This window comes from Brevibacillus sp. SKDU10 (assembly GCF_001645205.1).
Taxonomy (GTDB): Bacteria; Bacillota; Bacilli; order Brevibacillales; family Brevibacillaceae; genus Brevibacillus_B; species Brevibacillus_B halotolerans.
This window is the reverse complement of record NZ_LSSO01000113.1, coordinates 19,087-36,167: the sequence shown is the minus strand read 5'-3', so window position 1 is coordinate 36,167 and position 17,081 is coordinate 19,087. Positions and strand designations below refer to the sequence as shown.

The window sequence follows — 17,081 nt, the reverse complement described above, 5'->3', positions numbered from 1 at the left end:
GCAATCATGTTATAAAAAAAGCTGAATAACCACATATCGGGTCGTGCTTTCAATCCAAGACAATACGATGCTGAGTGGTACGCTAAGCAATCCTCGCAACGGTGGCAAGAATACGATTAACAATAGCAGCCATGGTCCATACAGATCTAATTTATCAAAGAATCCACTGCATTTTTGAGGCAAAATGTAACGCAGGATTTTAGAACCATCTAATGGAGCTATGGGAAGCATGTTAAACACTAACATAGCGCAGTTAATCACAATACAGTACTGCAAGGTTAAAGAAACCGCTTCTATCCCTTTGGCAGGCCACGAAGCCATCAAATCTACCCAGAATGGGGTCTGAATATAAAACCATAAAAACGAAAAGAAAAATGCTAATACTAGGTTTATGAACGGTCCTGCTGCTGCAACATACACAATTCCTAAGCGTTTATTCCCTCTAAAATTATATGGATTAAACGGAACAGGTCTGGCCCATCCAAATGGTCCAAACAAAATCATCAGGAGTCCGAATGGATCTAGATGCGGAATTGGATTAAGTGTTAAACGCCCCTCATTTTTCGCTGTGTTATCACCTAATCGATAGGCAATAAACGCATGTGCCCACTCATGCATGGAAAAGGCAATCACGAACGCAATAACCCGGAATGGGAGCGTGTTTAGGTCAAAGTGAAATAAGCCCATGGAGCCCTCCTTCATTCTCTCTCTCTTGCACATTCCTTTATCGCAGGTCGCTTGTGCAAAAATACACTATTTCATTAGAATAACAGCCTTCAGAGAATGACACAAGTCCAAGCAGTTTCAATCAAAATGATTGAGTTTTTCATTCCGCTTTATCTTGTTGGTCATTAGCCATCGCTTCTGTTTGAGAATCGTCTTCCTTTGCAGATTCACAAGAAGTGCCTTGTTCGTTTTTTTCTTCTAGCTCTGCTTGTACTGGCGCACTGGCCTCCTGCCTTTTTACCTTTTGATTATTCTCATCATCAGCCTCTAATTCTTTGAGTGCACGCTTGTATTTTTCTATGCGAGCCAAATCATCCTCCGTAGGCTCAGCTATTCGAGTTACATCCAAATTATCCTTGATATCAGCAATCTTTACAGCTCGCGCCAATTGATTTTGTTTCACCCTTGTAATATAGCTGTCATATTCCTCTTTTGGATTTTTCGTAAGAATCATAACAGCCTCCACAACTTCCTTTGGAAACCCTGCTACTCGCAAATCCTCAGCAGTGACATCAGTATCCTCTAATACATCATGCAAAACAGCAACGGCTCTCGCTTCGTCCGAAGGCATGTACATCATAACGCGCAAGGGATGTAGGATATAAGGCTGTCCCCCTTTATCTTGTTGATTGGCATGTGCTTTTGTTGCTAATAGAACAGCTTCTACAGCCATATTCATGTGTAACTCCTCCTAAATACCTTCTTTATTAGATGAAATCCATGATTACAAAAATCATACCTAGTTCTCATATTTCTACCCAAAAGAGCCGTATTTGGCTGTATTTAGCATTATACTGGCGCAATTGTAGGGATAGGTTAAGTCAGCTTCGCTCAGACCATGAGAAGCTATATTATCAAGAGAGGTCGCCATTTGCCATGTTTTACCAAAATGTGAAATAACGATATACTAATTACCAATCTAACAGTAAAGGAGTTGGGAAGACCCCATGGCACTGACGAGTACAGACCGTAGGAAATTAATGCTAGAGAACGACCTACACTCCCTCATAATGTTGGAGAATTCGCAAGGTCTAAACACTTATGAAAGCATCCTTTTAAAAAAACTAATTAAAGAATACCACGAGATGAATTACGAGTGCACCAAATAAGAGATGAATACCGATGATTGCGATACATCTGACCAAAAAAGAGGGGAGCTGTCCCTCTCTTTTTTGCTGTATGCATTTCTATTTTGACTAGCAATATTTCAGCATAAATTCATAACTTTCCATTTTTTGGATTTGTGTTATGATAGAATCGAAATGATTCTAGGAGGAATGTTCTATGAAAAAAGCACTACTATTGTTTCTGTTTGTAACTATGCTAGCTGTTCCTTTCCAACAAACCTCTGCACATCCAGGTCGCACAGACAAGAACGGAGGGCATACCTGCCGCACCAACTGTGAAAAGTGGGGCCTTTCCTATGGAGAATATCATTACCATAATGGTGGTAGCTCCAGTTCAACCAAAGGTACATCTCCTACCAAAGCTAAAGCACCTAGTAAAAGCACTGCTCCAACCGCGAAACCTGCTGTAAAAGCCCCGGTCGTACAGAAGAAAACCATCGTCGCAGTCGATCAAGCACCTGTCTATAGTGCTCCAGCAACCTCTTCTTCTGTATCTACAACCCTCTGGTATGGCTATGAGGTAAAGGATAAAGGCGGTTCAACTCATTTTGCCTCCCTTGAGCAAGGCTATCTCTCTAAAACGCTGCTAACCCAATACACTGTGATTAGCCCTAAAAAAGTAAGCATCCAAGCTGATAAAGGTTATTTCTATGCAACACCATCAACTAAAAGTAAAGCCCGTGGTTCAGCCCCGCTTGATGCTGAGGTGTCCGTTGTCGGAGAAAATCAAACTTGGTACTATGGTTCTAGTAAAGACTCAAATGGCAACGTGGTTGTCGGTTTTATCTCCAAAAATGTAGCTTACTAATCTCTGCTATAGATTTAACCCAGGTATGCCTGGATGCCTAATGATGAACCCCTGTTGACTGCTGCATACTTAATCTGATTTCGCAAAGGAAGAGACTCACTTTCTGCTTAAGGCAGTAAAAAGTGAGTCTCTTTGCGATGAATTACCAAACGAATGCATCAATCTGCTCAAACACTAACTGGGCTCTTCATTTGTCCCGCATCCATCTTAATCACCTTATCTGCGATGTGGAAGTATTGATCATCATGTGTAATGGCAATAATACATTTTCCTTTTTGCTTCATGTCTGGCAATAATACTTGGTAGAAAAAGCGCCGATATTCAGGATCTTGGTCAGCAGCCCATTCATCAAAAAGGCAAATGGGCCGATCTTCAAGATAGGTAATGAAAAGAGCAAGACGTTTCTTTTGTCCTGTTGAAAGCTTGGTTGTACTGAAAACCCCCTTTTCCACTTTCACCTTATCCTGTAGCTCTAAGACCTCTAAATAACGCGCAATCTCTTTTTCACTTTGCGTAAAATCAATCCCATAAAGGCGATCAAACAAGTGGAAATCGCCAAAAATGGCAGAGTAATATTGATTCAATTGAGCATGTGTCACCTTGCTGCCATTGATAGAAATTTCCCCTTTTACCGGGGCGTACAGACCGGTTAGTAGCTTCGCGAGCGTCGACTTCCCACTCCCATTTCCGCCTGTAATAAAAATAATTTCTCCAGACGCAAATTCAAAATTAATCGGTCCAACGCTAAAGCCTCGCTCCTCTTGAGCTTCATAATCGTATGAAACATCCGTTACGACCATCCGAATGGGTTGCTTGATGTTCTCTGACAATATCACCTTATCTTGCTCTTTGTCCTTAGCTAAAGCCAGTTCTTGAATCATGTTAGTGATACGTTTCCAGCTAATACGAATCATTACAATTTGGGGGAGGCCATTTAATAAACCATTGACAGGGCCGGTCATATACAAGAAAACAAAAACATAGTTCCGCAGCATATCAACATCCATTTGTTTAAATATCTCAGGAAAGATGAATACGACACAACCGATGACAATAATAAACAGTAATTCTCCAATAATAAATACGTTGGCAAATTTAAGATCGCCCTCAGCACGCTTGTCCCGATATTCCGCGCAGCTTTCCTGAACGGCAAGATGAAATTCTTCACGTTTCCTTCTATGCAAGGTCAGTTCTTTAAATCCACTAGTCATATCAGTGATGAATTTGAAGAAAACATTCTGAATATCACGTGTTTTCTCCCATAGTTTATTTGCCTTCTCCCCAATCAGATAATAGATCGCTGCAACAAGCCCGATGATTAGAGCGGAAAGTACAAATGCATAAAAATTCATGACTCCTAGATAAATAAAGCAACACACTAAAGTGATTAGATTAGTCACACAAGTGATAAGAATATTGATTGCTCGACTAATAACCTCTGTATCATTGTTTAGTGTTGCCTGAATACGCCCTTGCTCTATTTGTTCTAAGCTGCTAAAGCTAGTTTGAAGTAATTTCTCAACCAATTCCATCCGTTTTTCATAAACTAATTGATTGGTTAATGTCACAAGACGTGAACGAAGTATCTTTTGACTTGCAACATACATAAAAATCCCGATGATAAAATAAAACAATAATCCGTTAACTAGATTATTCGTTCTTACAAAGGCTTCATTTACAATGAAGATAATAAAGGCGTTACCAAAACCACTAACAATGCTTAGAACTATCAAGGAAAAATAGATGTTTTCCTGTTTTTTTTTAGAAAATAAAAGAAGTAATGAATAAAATAAATAGAGAACAAATGCTAATGTTGCTCCATATATAGCCAGCATAATTGTCTCTGGAATCCATACTTTAATAAATTGCCACGTTAATTCCATAAATAGTAGGTTCGGCAAATAAAAAATGGTTAACGAAAATATGCATAACAACAACAAATGGAACAGTAGACCTACAATTACATTCTTTTTTGTCACTTGAAGCTTTCGTTGCTTTTTCCCTATTTCAAGAAAAATACGGCCTAGTAAAAAAAGAATTGCTAAACAAACCGGAGCAACTACACAAATAATGGAAAACGCTAACTGATCCAGTTTTTTATTCAGGTCGGAATGAATGGGGGGCACCTCTTTATCGAGAAGCGTATTCATGATTCCCTGCCCGATATTAACTGTATAGTTACTGTTCATATTGGCTAATACAGCCACTCCGATTTGTTCAGTTGGACGAATTACAATAAACGAGCTAAACGTTGGATTACTTCCGGGGTGGGAAATCTCACCATCTCCATTTTGATAAACCTCCCAGCCCGCCGCATATGATGACCCATTACTGCTAGGTTTTACCTTACGATCTGGCTCATGAGATGCTTTTATTAGATCAGGCTTAAAACTACCTGTGCTAGCTGCTCCAATTTGTATTTTCATCCACCGAGCTATATCTACCCCATTGCTTATGAGATAGCCTGCTGGCGTATTTCCCCGGAAACTAGGCGGATTGTATTGTTGAGGCTCTGTGAACCCTATCTTGTAGCCTGTGGCCTTTTGAGTCTGATCAACGTTTTGCTCACCGACATATGTATGTGAAAGCTCCAGAGGATGTAAGATATTTTGTTTGATATAGGTTTCAAAAGATTGCTTCGTGACCTTTTCTATTACCAATCCTAACACATCGTAATTGATAGTCGCATATTCATACCTTGTACCAGGTTCACGATTCAATTCCTGTGAAAGCAATGTTCGCACCGTTTTTTCAAGTGCATCCTCTTCATTACCTTCAGGGAGAAAACCTATCGATTTGAACGGAACTCCACTAGTATGATAAAGGAATTGTCTGATTGTAATAGGTTGAATCTTTCCTTTATAGGAAAGATTCAACCAAGGAAGATACTTTGTTACCGGGTCATTCAAATCAATTAACCCTTTATCCGCTAATTCTAAGATGGCAAGACCAGTAAAAGCCTTGCTATTTGATCCTAGTTCAAACAACGTTTCATTTGTAACAGGCTTATTGCTCAATATATCCGCGTAGCCAAAGCCCTTCTGATATATGGTTTTGTCTTTTTCCACGATGATGACCTGTAGACCGGGAATTTCAGCCGTATTCATTTGCTTTGTAATGAACGATTCAATCTGCTCTATGCTTTGTGGTGATAGAGAAAGAGTAGCTGCGCTGATTTGAGTAACTGGATACACTAAGAGAATAAAGGAAAGCACCCATGTCAGAAAAATGGGGAAGCTTAACAATTTTTTCATGTTCATCTGTTTCGTTTTCCTTTCTTATGCGAATAAATCATCAAGATCATCTTGAGTGAGAGTAACAGTAGTAAAATCAGAAGGGGTAAAATCTCGTATCTCTTCTGACTGGCAGCAATGCTTGAGAATATCGTTTGTGCTAGTGATGATATTATCCAGAAATTCTTTCATGGCTACTCGCTGATAGTTGCTTTGACTGTAGGTAAGACCAACATGTAATTTTTTCTCTTTGATCATGGCATTAATTTCTATGAGGTATGTCATTGGATTTTGTAAGGAGATATCCGTTCCCGTGTCCTCATGTGCTAAAGTAAGGTACTGATTGTCCACTTGATTGTCCACTTCTCCCAAAAAGTTAAAACGAATTCGCTTATCTGAAAGCTGGGTAAGAGCACCTGTCAAATAAGAGAGAACTCCAAAGTCGATACCTTTATTGGGCACAGTTCTAAGCTGTTCCTTGAGATCTTTCATTACCTGAGCAATATCCCCCTGAGGAAGTTGCAATCTGACGGGATACATAGACGTAAACCATCCAATGGTACGCGATACATCGATATCAGAAAACAACTGTTCTCTTCCATGCCCCTCCATCTCAAGCACTATGTCAGTTTCTTTCATCGCAGATTTGATTGCTAAGCATACTCCCATGATGATGAGTTCATGAGCATGGGTTTGATATGCTCTGTTGGCGTTGCGTAGCAATTGCTCCGTTGACGCTATGCTAAACTCAGCATGAAGTGTTTCAGCATTTTGCAAGGATTCCTTGGTTTCGTTTTTTGTTTCATTTTGCCATACCGGAGCACCGAGAGCTTCCTTCCAGTATTGCTCATAGCGTAATGCTCCTGTTTTACTATAAGCATCCAGCTCCTCTGCCCATTTTTGAAACGAATGAGTTTTTGCTGGTAAATGTAAATCACGGCCTTCTTCTATACAGCCAAAAAGCAGTCCCATATCTTCTAATAAAATCCGCCACGAAACCCCATCAACTACTAAATGATGTGCCGTGAGTAACAACCTTGTCTGCCCTCCATCTAACAGGAACAATACTGCTTTCAGCAATAATCCCTCTTCTAGATCTAGACTGCTTTTCACCTGCTCACCCATTTGTTTCATTTTTTCGAGCTGTTTATCAATAGGCATTCCCATCAAATTAACTGTTTGAACATCCACTGGGTTAGCTAAATGCTTCTCATTATAGTAGAGGACTTCTGCCTTCCCATCGTAGTTCAGTCGCAAAGTATCGTGATGATGGACAATTTTTGTGAGTACTGTACTTATTTGTTCCGTTGAAAATGTCTTTTTTAGTTGAAGCAGAACAGATTGATTCCAATGCTCGGGCTTCCTTAGATTCTGTGAGAAAAACCATGCGGTGATTGGTGTCGGCTTAATTGTACCGCTCATCACAGTTTGTGGAGCCACAGGCTGTTGGTTCAATTCAATTGCTGCTGCAAGCTCATGTATCACTGGGAAAGTCATGATATCTTTCACGGTTGCACCCAGATTCATCTGGTTTAACTTACTAACAACCTGGATCGCTTTTATCGAATCTCCACCAAGAAAATAAAAATTAGAATCTACTGTAATTTCTTTTGTCTGTAGCACTTCTTTCATGATTTTCATTACGATTTCTTCTGTATCGTTTGCCGGTTTATTTCCTGCTTGCTTAGAACTATTTGTAGCAAGCGGATCAGGAAGCTGATTGCGATCAATTTTTCCATTTGAGGTTAATGGAAATGTATCAACCGTAACAAAATAGCTTGGAATCATATAAGAGGGGAGCTTGCTTGCTAGCTTTAAACGCATCTCAACGATGGAAATATTCTCATCTGCAATCATATATGCACACAGGTATTTGTGCCCGTTCTCCTCTAATCGATCAATGACCACAGCTTCCTTAACAGATGCGAAACTAGTTAAGCAATTCTCAATTTCCCCTAATTCAATCCGATATCCTTTTAGCTTTACCTGATGATCAATTCTTCCTGCATACTCTATGTCTTGTGAAGGTAGCATTCTGGCAAGGTCACCCGTCTTGTACAGACGATATCCCTGCTTAAACGGATTGTCTAAGAAACGATCCTTCGTTAAATCCTCTCTACCCAAATATCCTCTAGCAACTCCATCACCAGAAATATACAACTCTCCTGTAACACCATCAGGTACAGGCTGTAAATCATCATTGAGCAGGTGGATTTGTACGTTATGAATTGGACGACCAATTGGCACAGAACCCATCCGATCTAGCTGCGGATTATACTCATAGATCATGCAACCCACTACCGTTTCTGTCGGACCATACTCATTGTAAATGCAGATATCTCTGCTGAAGCTTTCATAGGTTTTAGCAGCAAGCGTTGCCTTCAGGTCTTCCCCACCAACGATAAGCCGTTTGATTACGGAATTGTGATTATCCCTGCTGCTAATTAAAGCAAGATGTGCTGGTGTGAGTTTAAGAATATTGACACGATTCTCGCGAAGAATTGTATCTAGCACAAATTCAGAGCCATTCTCGACATATACAATCACCTGATTTCCATTTAAAAGCGGAGCAAAAATAGAAGTAACGGTTAAATCAAATGCTAAGGAAGAATAGAGGGCAAAGGATTCATCCTGAGTTTGTATGTACTTTTGTTTTGCCCAATGGATGTAGTTGACCAAGCCTCTATGTTCAATTAATGTCCCCTTTGGTTTTCCTGTAGAGCCAGAGGTATAAATCGCATACACCAAGTCACTTACTTGATTAAGGGTTGTAAGGTTTTGCGATTCTGAAGAATAGCTTGCTGGATCATCAAGACGGATAATCTCTCCCTTGAAGCCATCAATATTTACATCTTCATTTGATAGTAAAAGCTTGGCCTGACTATCCTGCAAAATATATGAAACACGATCAAGCGGAAAATCAGGATCGATCGGCACGTATGCCCCTCCTGCTTTTAATACCGCCCAGATGCCCACAATCATCTCATACGAATGCCTCATATAAATGCCAACCAATTGATCTGGCCCTACACCTTTTGCACGAAGGGTGCGTGCTAATCTGTTGGCTTGTTCATTTAGCTGACGATAGGTGTAGGTGTTTTGTTGAAAGCATACAGCCACACGATCAGGCGTTAACGCTGCCTGTTCCTCAAAAAGCTGATGTATCAGCTTATCTTTTGGATAAAACGCATCTGTTTGATTTCGACCATACAAATGATCATGTTTTTCTTGAGGACTTAAAAGAGAAACCTCCTTGATCGACTTCTCTGGTTGTTCTAAGAGCTGTTCAAGCATGTACATCAGTCGATTGTGAATTTCTTCTATTTTTTCATTTGTATAATCACTGGTTTTGTAATCGTAGAACAAGGTAATTTTGCTCTCACTTGACCATTCTTTTATGACTAGCTGCAATGAATAAGCCTGATGCCCACTATAAAACTCCAGATTATCTAAGCGAATCCCTTCCAGCTCATTAACTAGTCTTGTTCCATAATAATTCACACAAACTTGGAAGAGGCTGTCATAGCCTTTTTTCTTCAGTTCCAAGTCACTAATCAACAGATCATACGGATATTTTTGATGAAAAAAATTACTTAGTATTTCATTATGAATCCGTTTAGATAAGCCTACTAATGTTTCTGTATCCTCTAGCACCATGCGAAATGGCATGGTGCTCGTAAACATTCCAAAGATGTTTTTTTCTTTATTTCCCGAACGATTAAGTACGGGGATACCGAGTATTTGATCATGATTTTGTTGCGTTTTGTACTGATAGAGTAAAACGAGCATGATAAACAGGGAATTTAGCGATAGATTATGACTAGTAGCAAACGTATTTATACGAGCTGACAGGGCTTTATCAAGCTCAATACCCCTTCTCTTTCCTTCTACCTGATCTGAGCTTTTAGTCAAAAAGCTGTCAGGGAGTGAATGGAATTTTTCATTCCAATATTTCTTATTCTTTTCAAAACGTGAGGAAGTTAAATACTTGTCCTCTTGCTGCAAAAAATCTAAGTATGAGGATTCAACCTCTTCCGCTAAATCGTGACCATTTTTTATTTTTTGATAAATACTGCTGATTTGATTTGTCATAATATTGATAGACCAGCCATCAGCAATAATATGATGTAGCTTAACAAAATATCCAGTGTATTTCTCATGAGCTCGAAAAGTAGCAAAAGAAAACAACGGACGATCAACTAGCACAAAGGGCTTTTTAAACTCTGTCTCAGCCCATTTCAGTGCCTCTTCTTCGGCATGCTCCGAATGGCTAAAATCGTAGAAAGGTACTTCAACATCATCCAGCTCTACAATGTATTGACTTACATTACCCTCATTTTCATGCAAGTGAAGCCTTAACCCATCATGCTTTTTTATAAAAATCTTGATAGCCTGAGTAAGGAAAGCAAGATCAACAGAGCCATTCATTTGAACGATTCCCCCGATATTGTACATGGAGGTGTGAGGATAAGTTTTTTCTATGTACCAGATTCGTTTTTGCGGATGCGAAAGCGGATAGTATTCATATGCAACGGTCAAAATAATCACCCTCACTTTCAGTATTTATAAATCTCTTCTACTAACTCGCTACTGCTTTCCAAATTCATTTTCCACAGAATAAGTAGAATCCCATCATCGCTAAAAAAGAAGTCAGTCAATATCAATTGGTGAGACTCTTCTGTCTCAGATCATCAGCTCGTTAAGGATTCTAGCCATCTGCTGAACATGCGGCATTTCAAGCATCGTGTAATGATCCCCTGAAAAATATGCTGACCTTATCTGCCCCGTAGTAAATGGTTTCCAACGTGTCACCTCTTTGCTCGTGGTAACCTGATGCCGTATCGATTCATCTGAAGCAAGAAATAGGTGCAGGTCAGTGTCAATCTGCCCAGAAAGCCGATATTTTTGAATAGCCAATCCGTTCATTGCATGAATGCGTAGTTTAGACAGCAGCTCTGGTCGATACTCCTCGCCGGGAAACAGTTTTTGTTTGCATGCCTCTTCCCAGCAAAATCTCATTTTTTCTTCTTCCGCTACTGCTGCCAAATCCTCCTGATTTATCCCATTTAGAAGCGCATATAAAATGACAGCGTCCCACTCTTTATAACTCTGGTCTATTGAAATACGCTCCGTATCCAGCAGCGGTAGACAGTCAATCATAGCCAGTAATTCGACCTGTTCTCCCTGCTGCTCTAATTGTTTCGTCATTTCATAAGCAATCAGGCCTCCAAAGGACCAACCAACTAGCTGAATAGGCATTGTTGACGCAATTCGTCGAATAGAAGCAATATAATGAGCAGCCATTTCTTCAACTGTTGTCAGAGCATCCGCTTCCCCCTCATACCCAACAGCTTGAATACCATAAACGCTACAGTCACACCCTAATTCACGCGCTAAATGAGAGAATGTAATAACTCCTCCTCCTTGACCGTGAATCAAGAATAGTGGAGGGACCTTACTACTTCCTTTTTTAAGCAGAATAACGTTCTTGTCTAGGACAGCCTCTCGCTTCTGTAAATGATCACATAAGCCTGCTATAGTCGGGGCCTTAAATAAATAGGACAAAGGCAGGCTGAGCCCAAAGCGTTGCGTAATCTGGTTAGCCAGCACAAACGCTTTGAGTGAATGACCTCCTAGCATAAAGAAATTGTCCATAATCCCAATCGGTGTAACTTCTAAAACTTCCTCCCACAACAGTACCATTTGCTCTTCAAAGCTGTTTCGCGGCGCCAAGTAGCTCTGTTCATTTCTAGGCACGTTCCCATTTGGTTCAGGCAAGCTTTTGCGATCGATTTTGCCATTTGGGGTTAGCTTGAATTCATCTACTGCAATAAAAAAGCTAGGGATCATATAATCAGGTAAAAAAGCAGCAAGCCATTGGTGTAGAATCTGTGTAGCATCTGGAGCTGAAATCCAATCTTTATTTTGAAAGACGACATAAGCACACAAATATGGAATTTCATAAGAATCTGTTCTTGTCATAACCAGTGCCGCTTTAACCTCTGGATGACGCAGTAGAAGTGTTTCAATTTCACCCAGTTCAACCCGGTAGCCGCGAATTTTCACCTGATGATCGATTCTACCCAGAAACTCTACATTCCCCCCCTCTGTCCATTTTGCTTTGTCTCCTGTTCGGTACATCAAAGTGTTAGAATTAAAGGGGTTCGCTATAAAACGTTCTTCTGTCAGCTTTGGCTGATTCAGATAACCGAGGGATAACCCCTCTCCTGCAATCCACAGTTCACCAGTCACACCTTTTGGAACCAGATGAAGCTCAGAATCTAGAATATAAACCTGCATGTTGCCTATCGGTTTACCAATGGATACATATTTGCCTGTTATCTCGCTTTTTTCATAGCGGAACGCGGTACAGCAAATGGTAGCCTCACTTGGTCCATATCCATTGACGATGCGCATATTAGGATGAAGAGACAGGTATCGGGCCAACACCTCATCCTTAATTGGTTCTACACCAACAAGCATTTTATGTAATGCATATTGATCAGGTGATGCAAGGATCGTCTCATACAACTGATCTAGCAGAGCTGGTGGTATGTAAGCTAACGTTACCTTTTCTTCCCGAATTGTTTTTGCAAGAAGCGCAACATCAAATTTCTGTCCATTAAAAAGAACAAGTGTTGCACCATTTATCAACGCCTGAAAAATCTCAAAGCAACTAACGTCAAACGAGATATCTGCAGAGATGAGTACACGATCCTGATAACTGATTTCGTCTAAGAATTCTTTATTCATGGCAGTGACGAAATGATGTAAGGCTCTGTGCTGAATCATGACCCCTTTTGGTTTTCCCGTTGAACCAGACGTGTAAATGATATAAACAAGATCATCTGCATTCGTATGCCTTGTGATATCTTCAACATTTTCGTCTAATGCTACTTCTTCTACACGAATCCATTCACCCTCAAAGCGTACCTCTGGCAGTGGCTGCTGATTGGTTACTACCAAGCCAACTTTACTATCTTCTAGCATGTATTCAATTCGTTCTGTGGGATAATTTGTAGATATTGGTACGTAAACACAACCAGCCTTTAAAATAGCTAAAATGCTGATAATGAGTTCGGGACTACGATCCATCATGACGCCAATTGGTTGATTGCGCTTCACCCCTTTTAAGAGCAGATATTTAGCAAGCCGGTTAGCTGCTTTATTCAGCTCTTGATATGACAGTTTGTTCCCATCCGAAACAACCGCAACGTGATCAGGATGCAAATTCACCTGACACTCAATCAAATCCATAATCGTCAGTTCTTTGTCATAAGAAATCGCCATTTGGTGATTGATAGCTAGCAATTCGTTTTTTTCTTCTTCGCATAGGATTTCTATTTCGCCGATGGTTATCTCAGGTTTTATAGAAACTTTTTCCATTACTGTTATAAAGTGTTTCAACATCTGCTTCGCTGATTCCTTCTTCCAGAGATCAGTGGAAAATTCCCAAGAAAGCTGTAATTGATCCTGATATTCTACAGCGACGACCGTAATATCAAATTTAGCAACATCATGATCTTTCATGATTGGTCTGATTGTAATTCCATCTAATTCAACGGTCTGTTTCTCATAGTTCTGAAGCGTTAGCATCGTATCAAATAATGGATTTCGGCCCATATCTCTAGGTAGCACAAGATTTTCTACTAATTCATCTAAAGAGTAATCCTGATGGTTAAACGCCTGAATGGTTTCTTGCTTTACTTCTTCTAAGAAACCGATAAATGTTTTACTTGTCACGGGTTTATTTCGAATTGCTAATGTATTAACGAACATGCCGATTACAGATTCCAGATCGCTGACATTTCGCCCAGCCACTGCCGTTCCAACAACGATATCTTCCTGATTGCTATATTTAGCGAGCACAATGTTGTATGCAGCCAGCAGAAACATATATAGGGTCGCTCCGTTTTTTTGACAGAGCTGTTTAATAGCTTCAAATTGTTTTCCCGATAACGCAGCGGTTACGATATCTCCCTTAAAACTCTGGATTTTTGGGCGTATAAAGTCTGTTGGCAGGTTTAGAACGGGAAGCTCATCAGAAAATTGTTTCAGCCAAAATTGTTTTTGTTGCTTATACTCTTCTGATTGTTCCCACTTTTGTTGCCACATCGCATAATCTTTATATTGAATCCGTAATGGTGGCAAATTCCGGTCGTTATAAGCCTTTTCAAGCTCAGCCATTAGTATGCTTATTGAAATGCCATCCGAAATAATGTGATGCATATCAACAATCAAAAGATACTCATCATTAGATAGCGATACTACCCCTGCACGAAATAAGGGTGCTACTTCTAAATTGAACGGCTGAAAGAATGACTCAATCACCTGCTTTTCTTCTGATTTTGTTTTTGCTTGAAATGATAGAGAAAAGTTGATGTTAGAATGAACGCGTTGCATCGGTACATGATCAATCACATGAAACGATGTACGCAACGCTTCATGACGGTCGATCAGCGTTTGAAACGCCTGCTCCAGCTTTCTTAGGTGCAAATTCCCGGAAAACCGCCAGATCGTAGGCATATTGTAAGCTGTCTTTACGCCCTCAAATTGATGTAATAAAAACAAACGTCGTTGCATAGAAGATAGTGGATAATAGTCTCTTCTCTGTGAAATCTCTATTTGTCTTTCAACTCTTTGTTCTGACTGCTCAATCATTACAATCTGATCGCGAACGGTTGAATACAGAAAAATATCATTCAATGTGACATGGATCCCATATTTTTTACCGATTTTATGGGCTAATTTAATAGCGGTTAGTGAATGTCCACCCAGTTGAAAGAAGTTATCCGTTACCCCTATAGGCTCTCTTTTTAAAATATCTTTCCATACTAATACCAATTCCTTTTCCATCTCACTGCTTGGAGCGACGTAGGAATGCTGATCGAGCTTGCATTCATCTGGTTTAGGCAAAGCATGACGATTGATTTTGCCATTTGATGTAAGAGGAACCTTTTCTATTCGGATAAAAAGCATAGGAATCATATAATCAGGCACTTTCTGTTGTAGAAATTGACGCAGCTCACTTTGTCCCACTTCTTCATCAGAAAGATAATAACTGTATAGCTCAGTTTCGTTTTGATCATTAGGAAATGCTAGTACAATTGCTTCATGGATGGACGGATGAGTGATTATATGCTTTTCAATCTCTCCTACCTCAATCCGATAACCTCGGATTTTTACCTGCTGATCCATTCGGCCTAAAAACTCAACCTTCCCTGTCTCATCCCACCGTGCCAAATCTCCCGTTTTATATAGTCGTTCACCTGAATGAAAAGGGTGGTCAATAAATTTTTCTCTTGTTAAAGCAGGCTGGCCAATATAACCGCGTGCAAGTCCTTTTCCTGCAATGCATAATTCACCAGGAACGCCTATAGGAACAAGCTGCAAATCCTGATTGACAATCAAAACCTCCGCTTGAGATATTGGTTTACCGATAGTCGGACGTTTTTCAAATCTCTGCCATTCATCAAAGTTAATCTGTCCAGCCAACGTACCGATTGTAGCTTCTGTTGGACCGTAGTGATTCATGACGGCTACATGAGGAAAGTAACTATGAAATGTATGAACATCAATAGGCTGAATCGGCTCTCCTCCTGTCGCTACTAGACGCAAAGCTGGCAAATAAGACGTATGTACGTCGTCGAAGGCTTGTACTAGCAATGAAAATAAAGATGGAGTAAGTTTTATAAAAGTAATCTGTTCCTCATTTATATAATTCAACAAGCTGTCAGGATGCAGATATGTATCTTTTGGTACAATATGCAAGGTGCATCCATTAAGCAATGCTGGAAAAAGACTTGTGTATCCTAAATCAAATGCATAAGAAGATAAGAGCATTGCACTGTCGTCTTGAGTAATGCTAGCCTGCTTACTAAACCAAGTTACATAATTAATTACGTTCCGATGCTCTACCATTACACCCTTTGGATTGCCAGTCGTACCTGAAGTATAGATGACATATAACAAATGTGCCGGTGTCTGACTTGGTGTAAGATTATTGGTTTCACCTACATATAACTCATCCTCATCTAGGTTTATTCTTTCTCCGTCAAATGCTACATCGCTTCCTCCTGTCTTTTGTGTCAAGAAGAAACGCGCTTGACTATCGGCAAGGATATAGCTTATACGCTCGGAAGGGTTTTCAGGGTCGATTGGAAGATAGGCACCCCCTGCCTTGAGAATACCTAATATTCCGATGATCATCTCTAAGGAACGCTCTACCATCAGAGCAATTACCTCGTCCTGTTCTATCCCTTTTTCTCGTAAGTGCCGTGCCAATTGATTTGCTTTTTCGTTTAGCTGTCGATAGGTTACCTTTTGTTCCTGATAGACTACAGCTACTTTATCTGGATAACGTTCAGCTTTTTTCTCAAATACTTGATGAACCAATTGATCTGTTGAATAAGATTCAAGTGTTTGAGAAAAAGAAGTAAGCTGAGCTTTTTCTGCCTCATTCATTAGCTCGATCTCGCTGATAGTAATATTTACGTTTGTGACGATTGCACGCAGTATATTTATGTAATGAGAAAAAAATCGTTCCAATGTCCGTGTCTCATAAACTGCCTTATCATAATGAAGAGTTACTTGAAGCGAATGATCAGATTTTGAAAAAAATAAGAGAAGGTCTATCTCTTGAGCCACAACAAAATCTCGGTTGTGTATCCTGTCTAGAGCTACAGCTAGCTTGATAAATGGAGAGGCAGAGCCCTGTGGATTTATATCCAATTTTTCATAAATATGATGAAGCGGATAATCCTGATTTTTGTAAGACTCCGCAAGAGACTGCTTTACATCCATAATAAATTGCTTGGAGATTAGATGTGGAGCCGGATTCGAGACGATCGGAACCAGTCTAGTTGATGGTGAAAGATTTGGTGCGCCTACGCAAATTTCTGTTTGCTGGGTATATTTATGTAGCCAAATTTTTGCTGTTGCTAGCAAAAAGGTATACAAAAGCAAATCAGAGTTTTTACAAACCTGAATGAGCCTGTCTGTTATTTCTTGTTCAACAGTTACTTGAAATGAAGCCTTACAGTTGGTTTGACCGACGTAAGGATAGTCCGCGGGGACCATAGAAGGGATGAACTCACCGCCAAGCTTAGACAGCCAAAATTGTTCCTGTTCCATCACCCTATTGTTAAAGACTACCATGATTGTTATGAGCCACCTTCCCAAATCGTA

The 17,081-nt window shown here is 40.0% G+C and carries 6 protein-coding genes; 1 reads left to right on the top strand and 5 read right to left on the bottom strand.

The window, feature by feature from the left end:
• Positions 1-9: 9 nt before the first annotated feature.
• Both AYJ08_RS06605 and AYJ08_RS06600 read right to left on the bottom strand, forming a co-directional pair.
• A complete protein-coding gene (locus AYJ08_RS06605) occupies positions 10-687 on the bottom strand; it encodes a site-2 protease family protein (RefSeq protein ID WP_064017062.1) in 678 nt (225 codons plus the stop codon).
• A gap of 139 nt (positions 688-826) precedes the next feature.
• Positions 827-1,405, bottom strand: coding sequence for an HD domain-containing protein (locus AYJ08_RS06600; RefSeq protein ID WP_064017061.1), 579 nt, complete (start codon positions 1,403-1,405; stop codon positions 827-829).
• A gap of 605 nt (positions 1,406-2,010) precedes the next feature.
• Here AYJ08_RS06600 and AYJ08_RS06595 point away from each other — a divergent pair.
• The gene (locus AYJ08_RS06595) at positions 2,011-2,661 is read left to right on the top strand and encodes a YHYH domain-containing protein (protein WP_064017060.1); all 651 of its coding nucleotides are present in this window, start codon (positions 2,011-2,013) and stop codon (positions 2,659-2,661) included.
• 167 nt (positions 2,662-2,828) lie between these two features.
• On the opposite strand, the gene AYJ08_RS06590 is transcribed toward AYJ08_RS06595, so the two are convergent.
• The 3 genes from AYJ08_RS06590 to AYJ08_RS06580 all read right to left on the bottom strand — a co-directional run bounded on the left by AYJ08_RS06590 (position 2,829) and on the right by AYJ08_RS06580 (position 17,051).
• Positions 2,829-5,921, bottom strand: coding sequence for a cyclic peptide export ABC transporter (locus AYJ08_RS06590; RefSeq protein WP_231929026.1), 3,093 nt, complete (start codon positions 5,919-5,921; stop codon positions 2,829-2,831).
• 18 nt (positions 5,922-5,939) lie between these two features.
• A complete protein-coding gene (locus tag AYJ08_RS06585) occupies positions 5,940-10,442 on the bottom strand; it encodes a non-ribosomal peptide synthetase (RefSeq protein ID WP_064017059.1) in 4,503 nt (1,500 codons plus the stop codon).
• A gap of 135 nt (positions 10,443-10,577) precedes the next feature.
• A complete protein-coding gene (locus AYJ08_RS06580; protein ID WP_064017058.1) occupies positions 10,578-17,051 on the bottom strand; it encodes an amino acid adenylation domain-containing protein in 6,474 nt (2,157 codons plus the stop codon).
• Between the last annotated feature and the right edge of the window lie 30 nt (positions 17,052-17,081).

Coding starts and splice junctions, on each gene's coding strand:
- AYJ08_RS06605 (WP_064017062.1), bottom strand. CDS start 687: ATGGGCTTATTTCACTTTGACCTAAACACGCTCCCATTCCGGGTTATT.
- AYJ08_RS06600 (WP_064017061.1), bottom strand. CDS start 1,405: ATGAATATGGCTGTAGAAGCTGTTCTATTAGCAACAAAAGCACATGCC.
- AYJ08_RS06595 (WP_064017060.1), top strand. CDS start 2,011: ATGAAAAAAGCACTACTATTGTTTCTGTTTGTAACTATGCTAGCTGTT.
- AYJ08_RS06590 (WP_231929026.1), bottom strand. CDS start 5,921: ATGAACATGAAAAAATTGTTAAGCTTCCCCATTTTTCTGACATGGGTG.
- AYJ08_RS06580 (WP_064017058.1), bottom strand. CDS start 17,051: ATGGTAGTCTTTAACAATAGGGTGATGGAACAGGAACAATTTTGGCTG.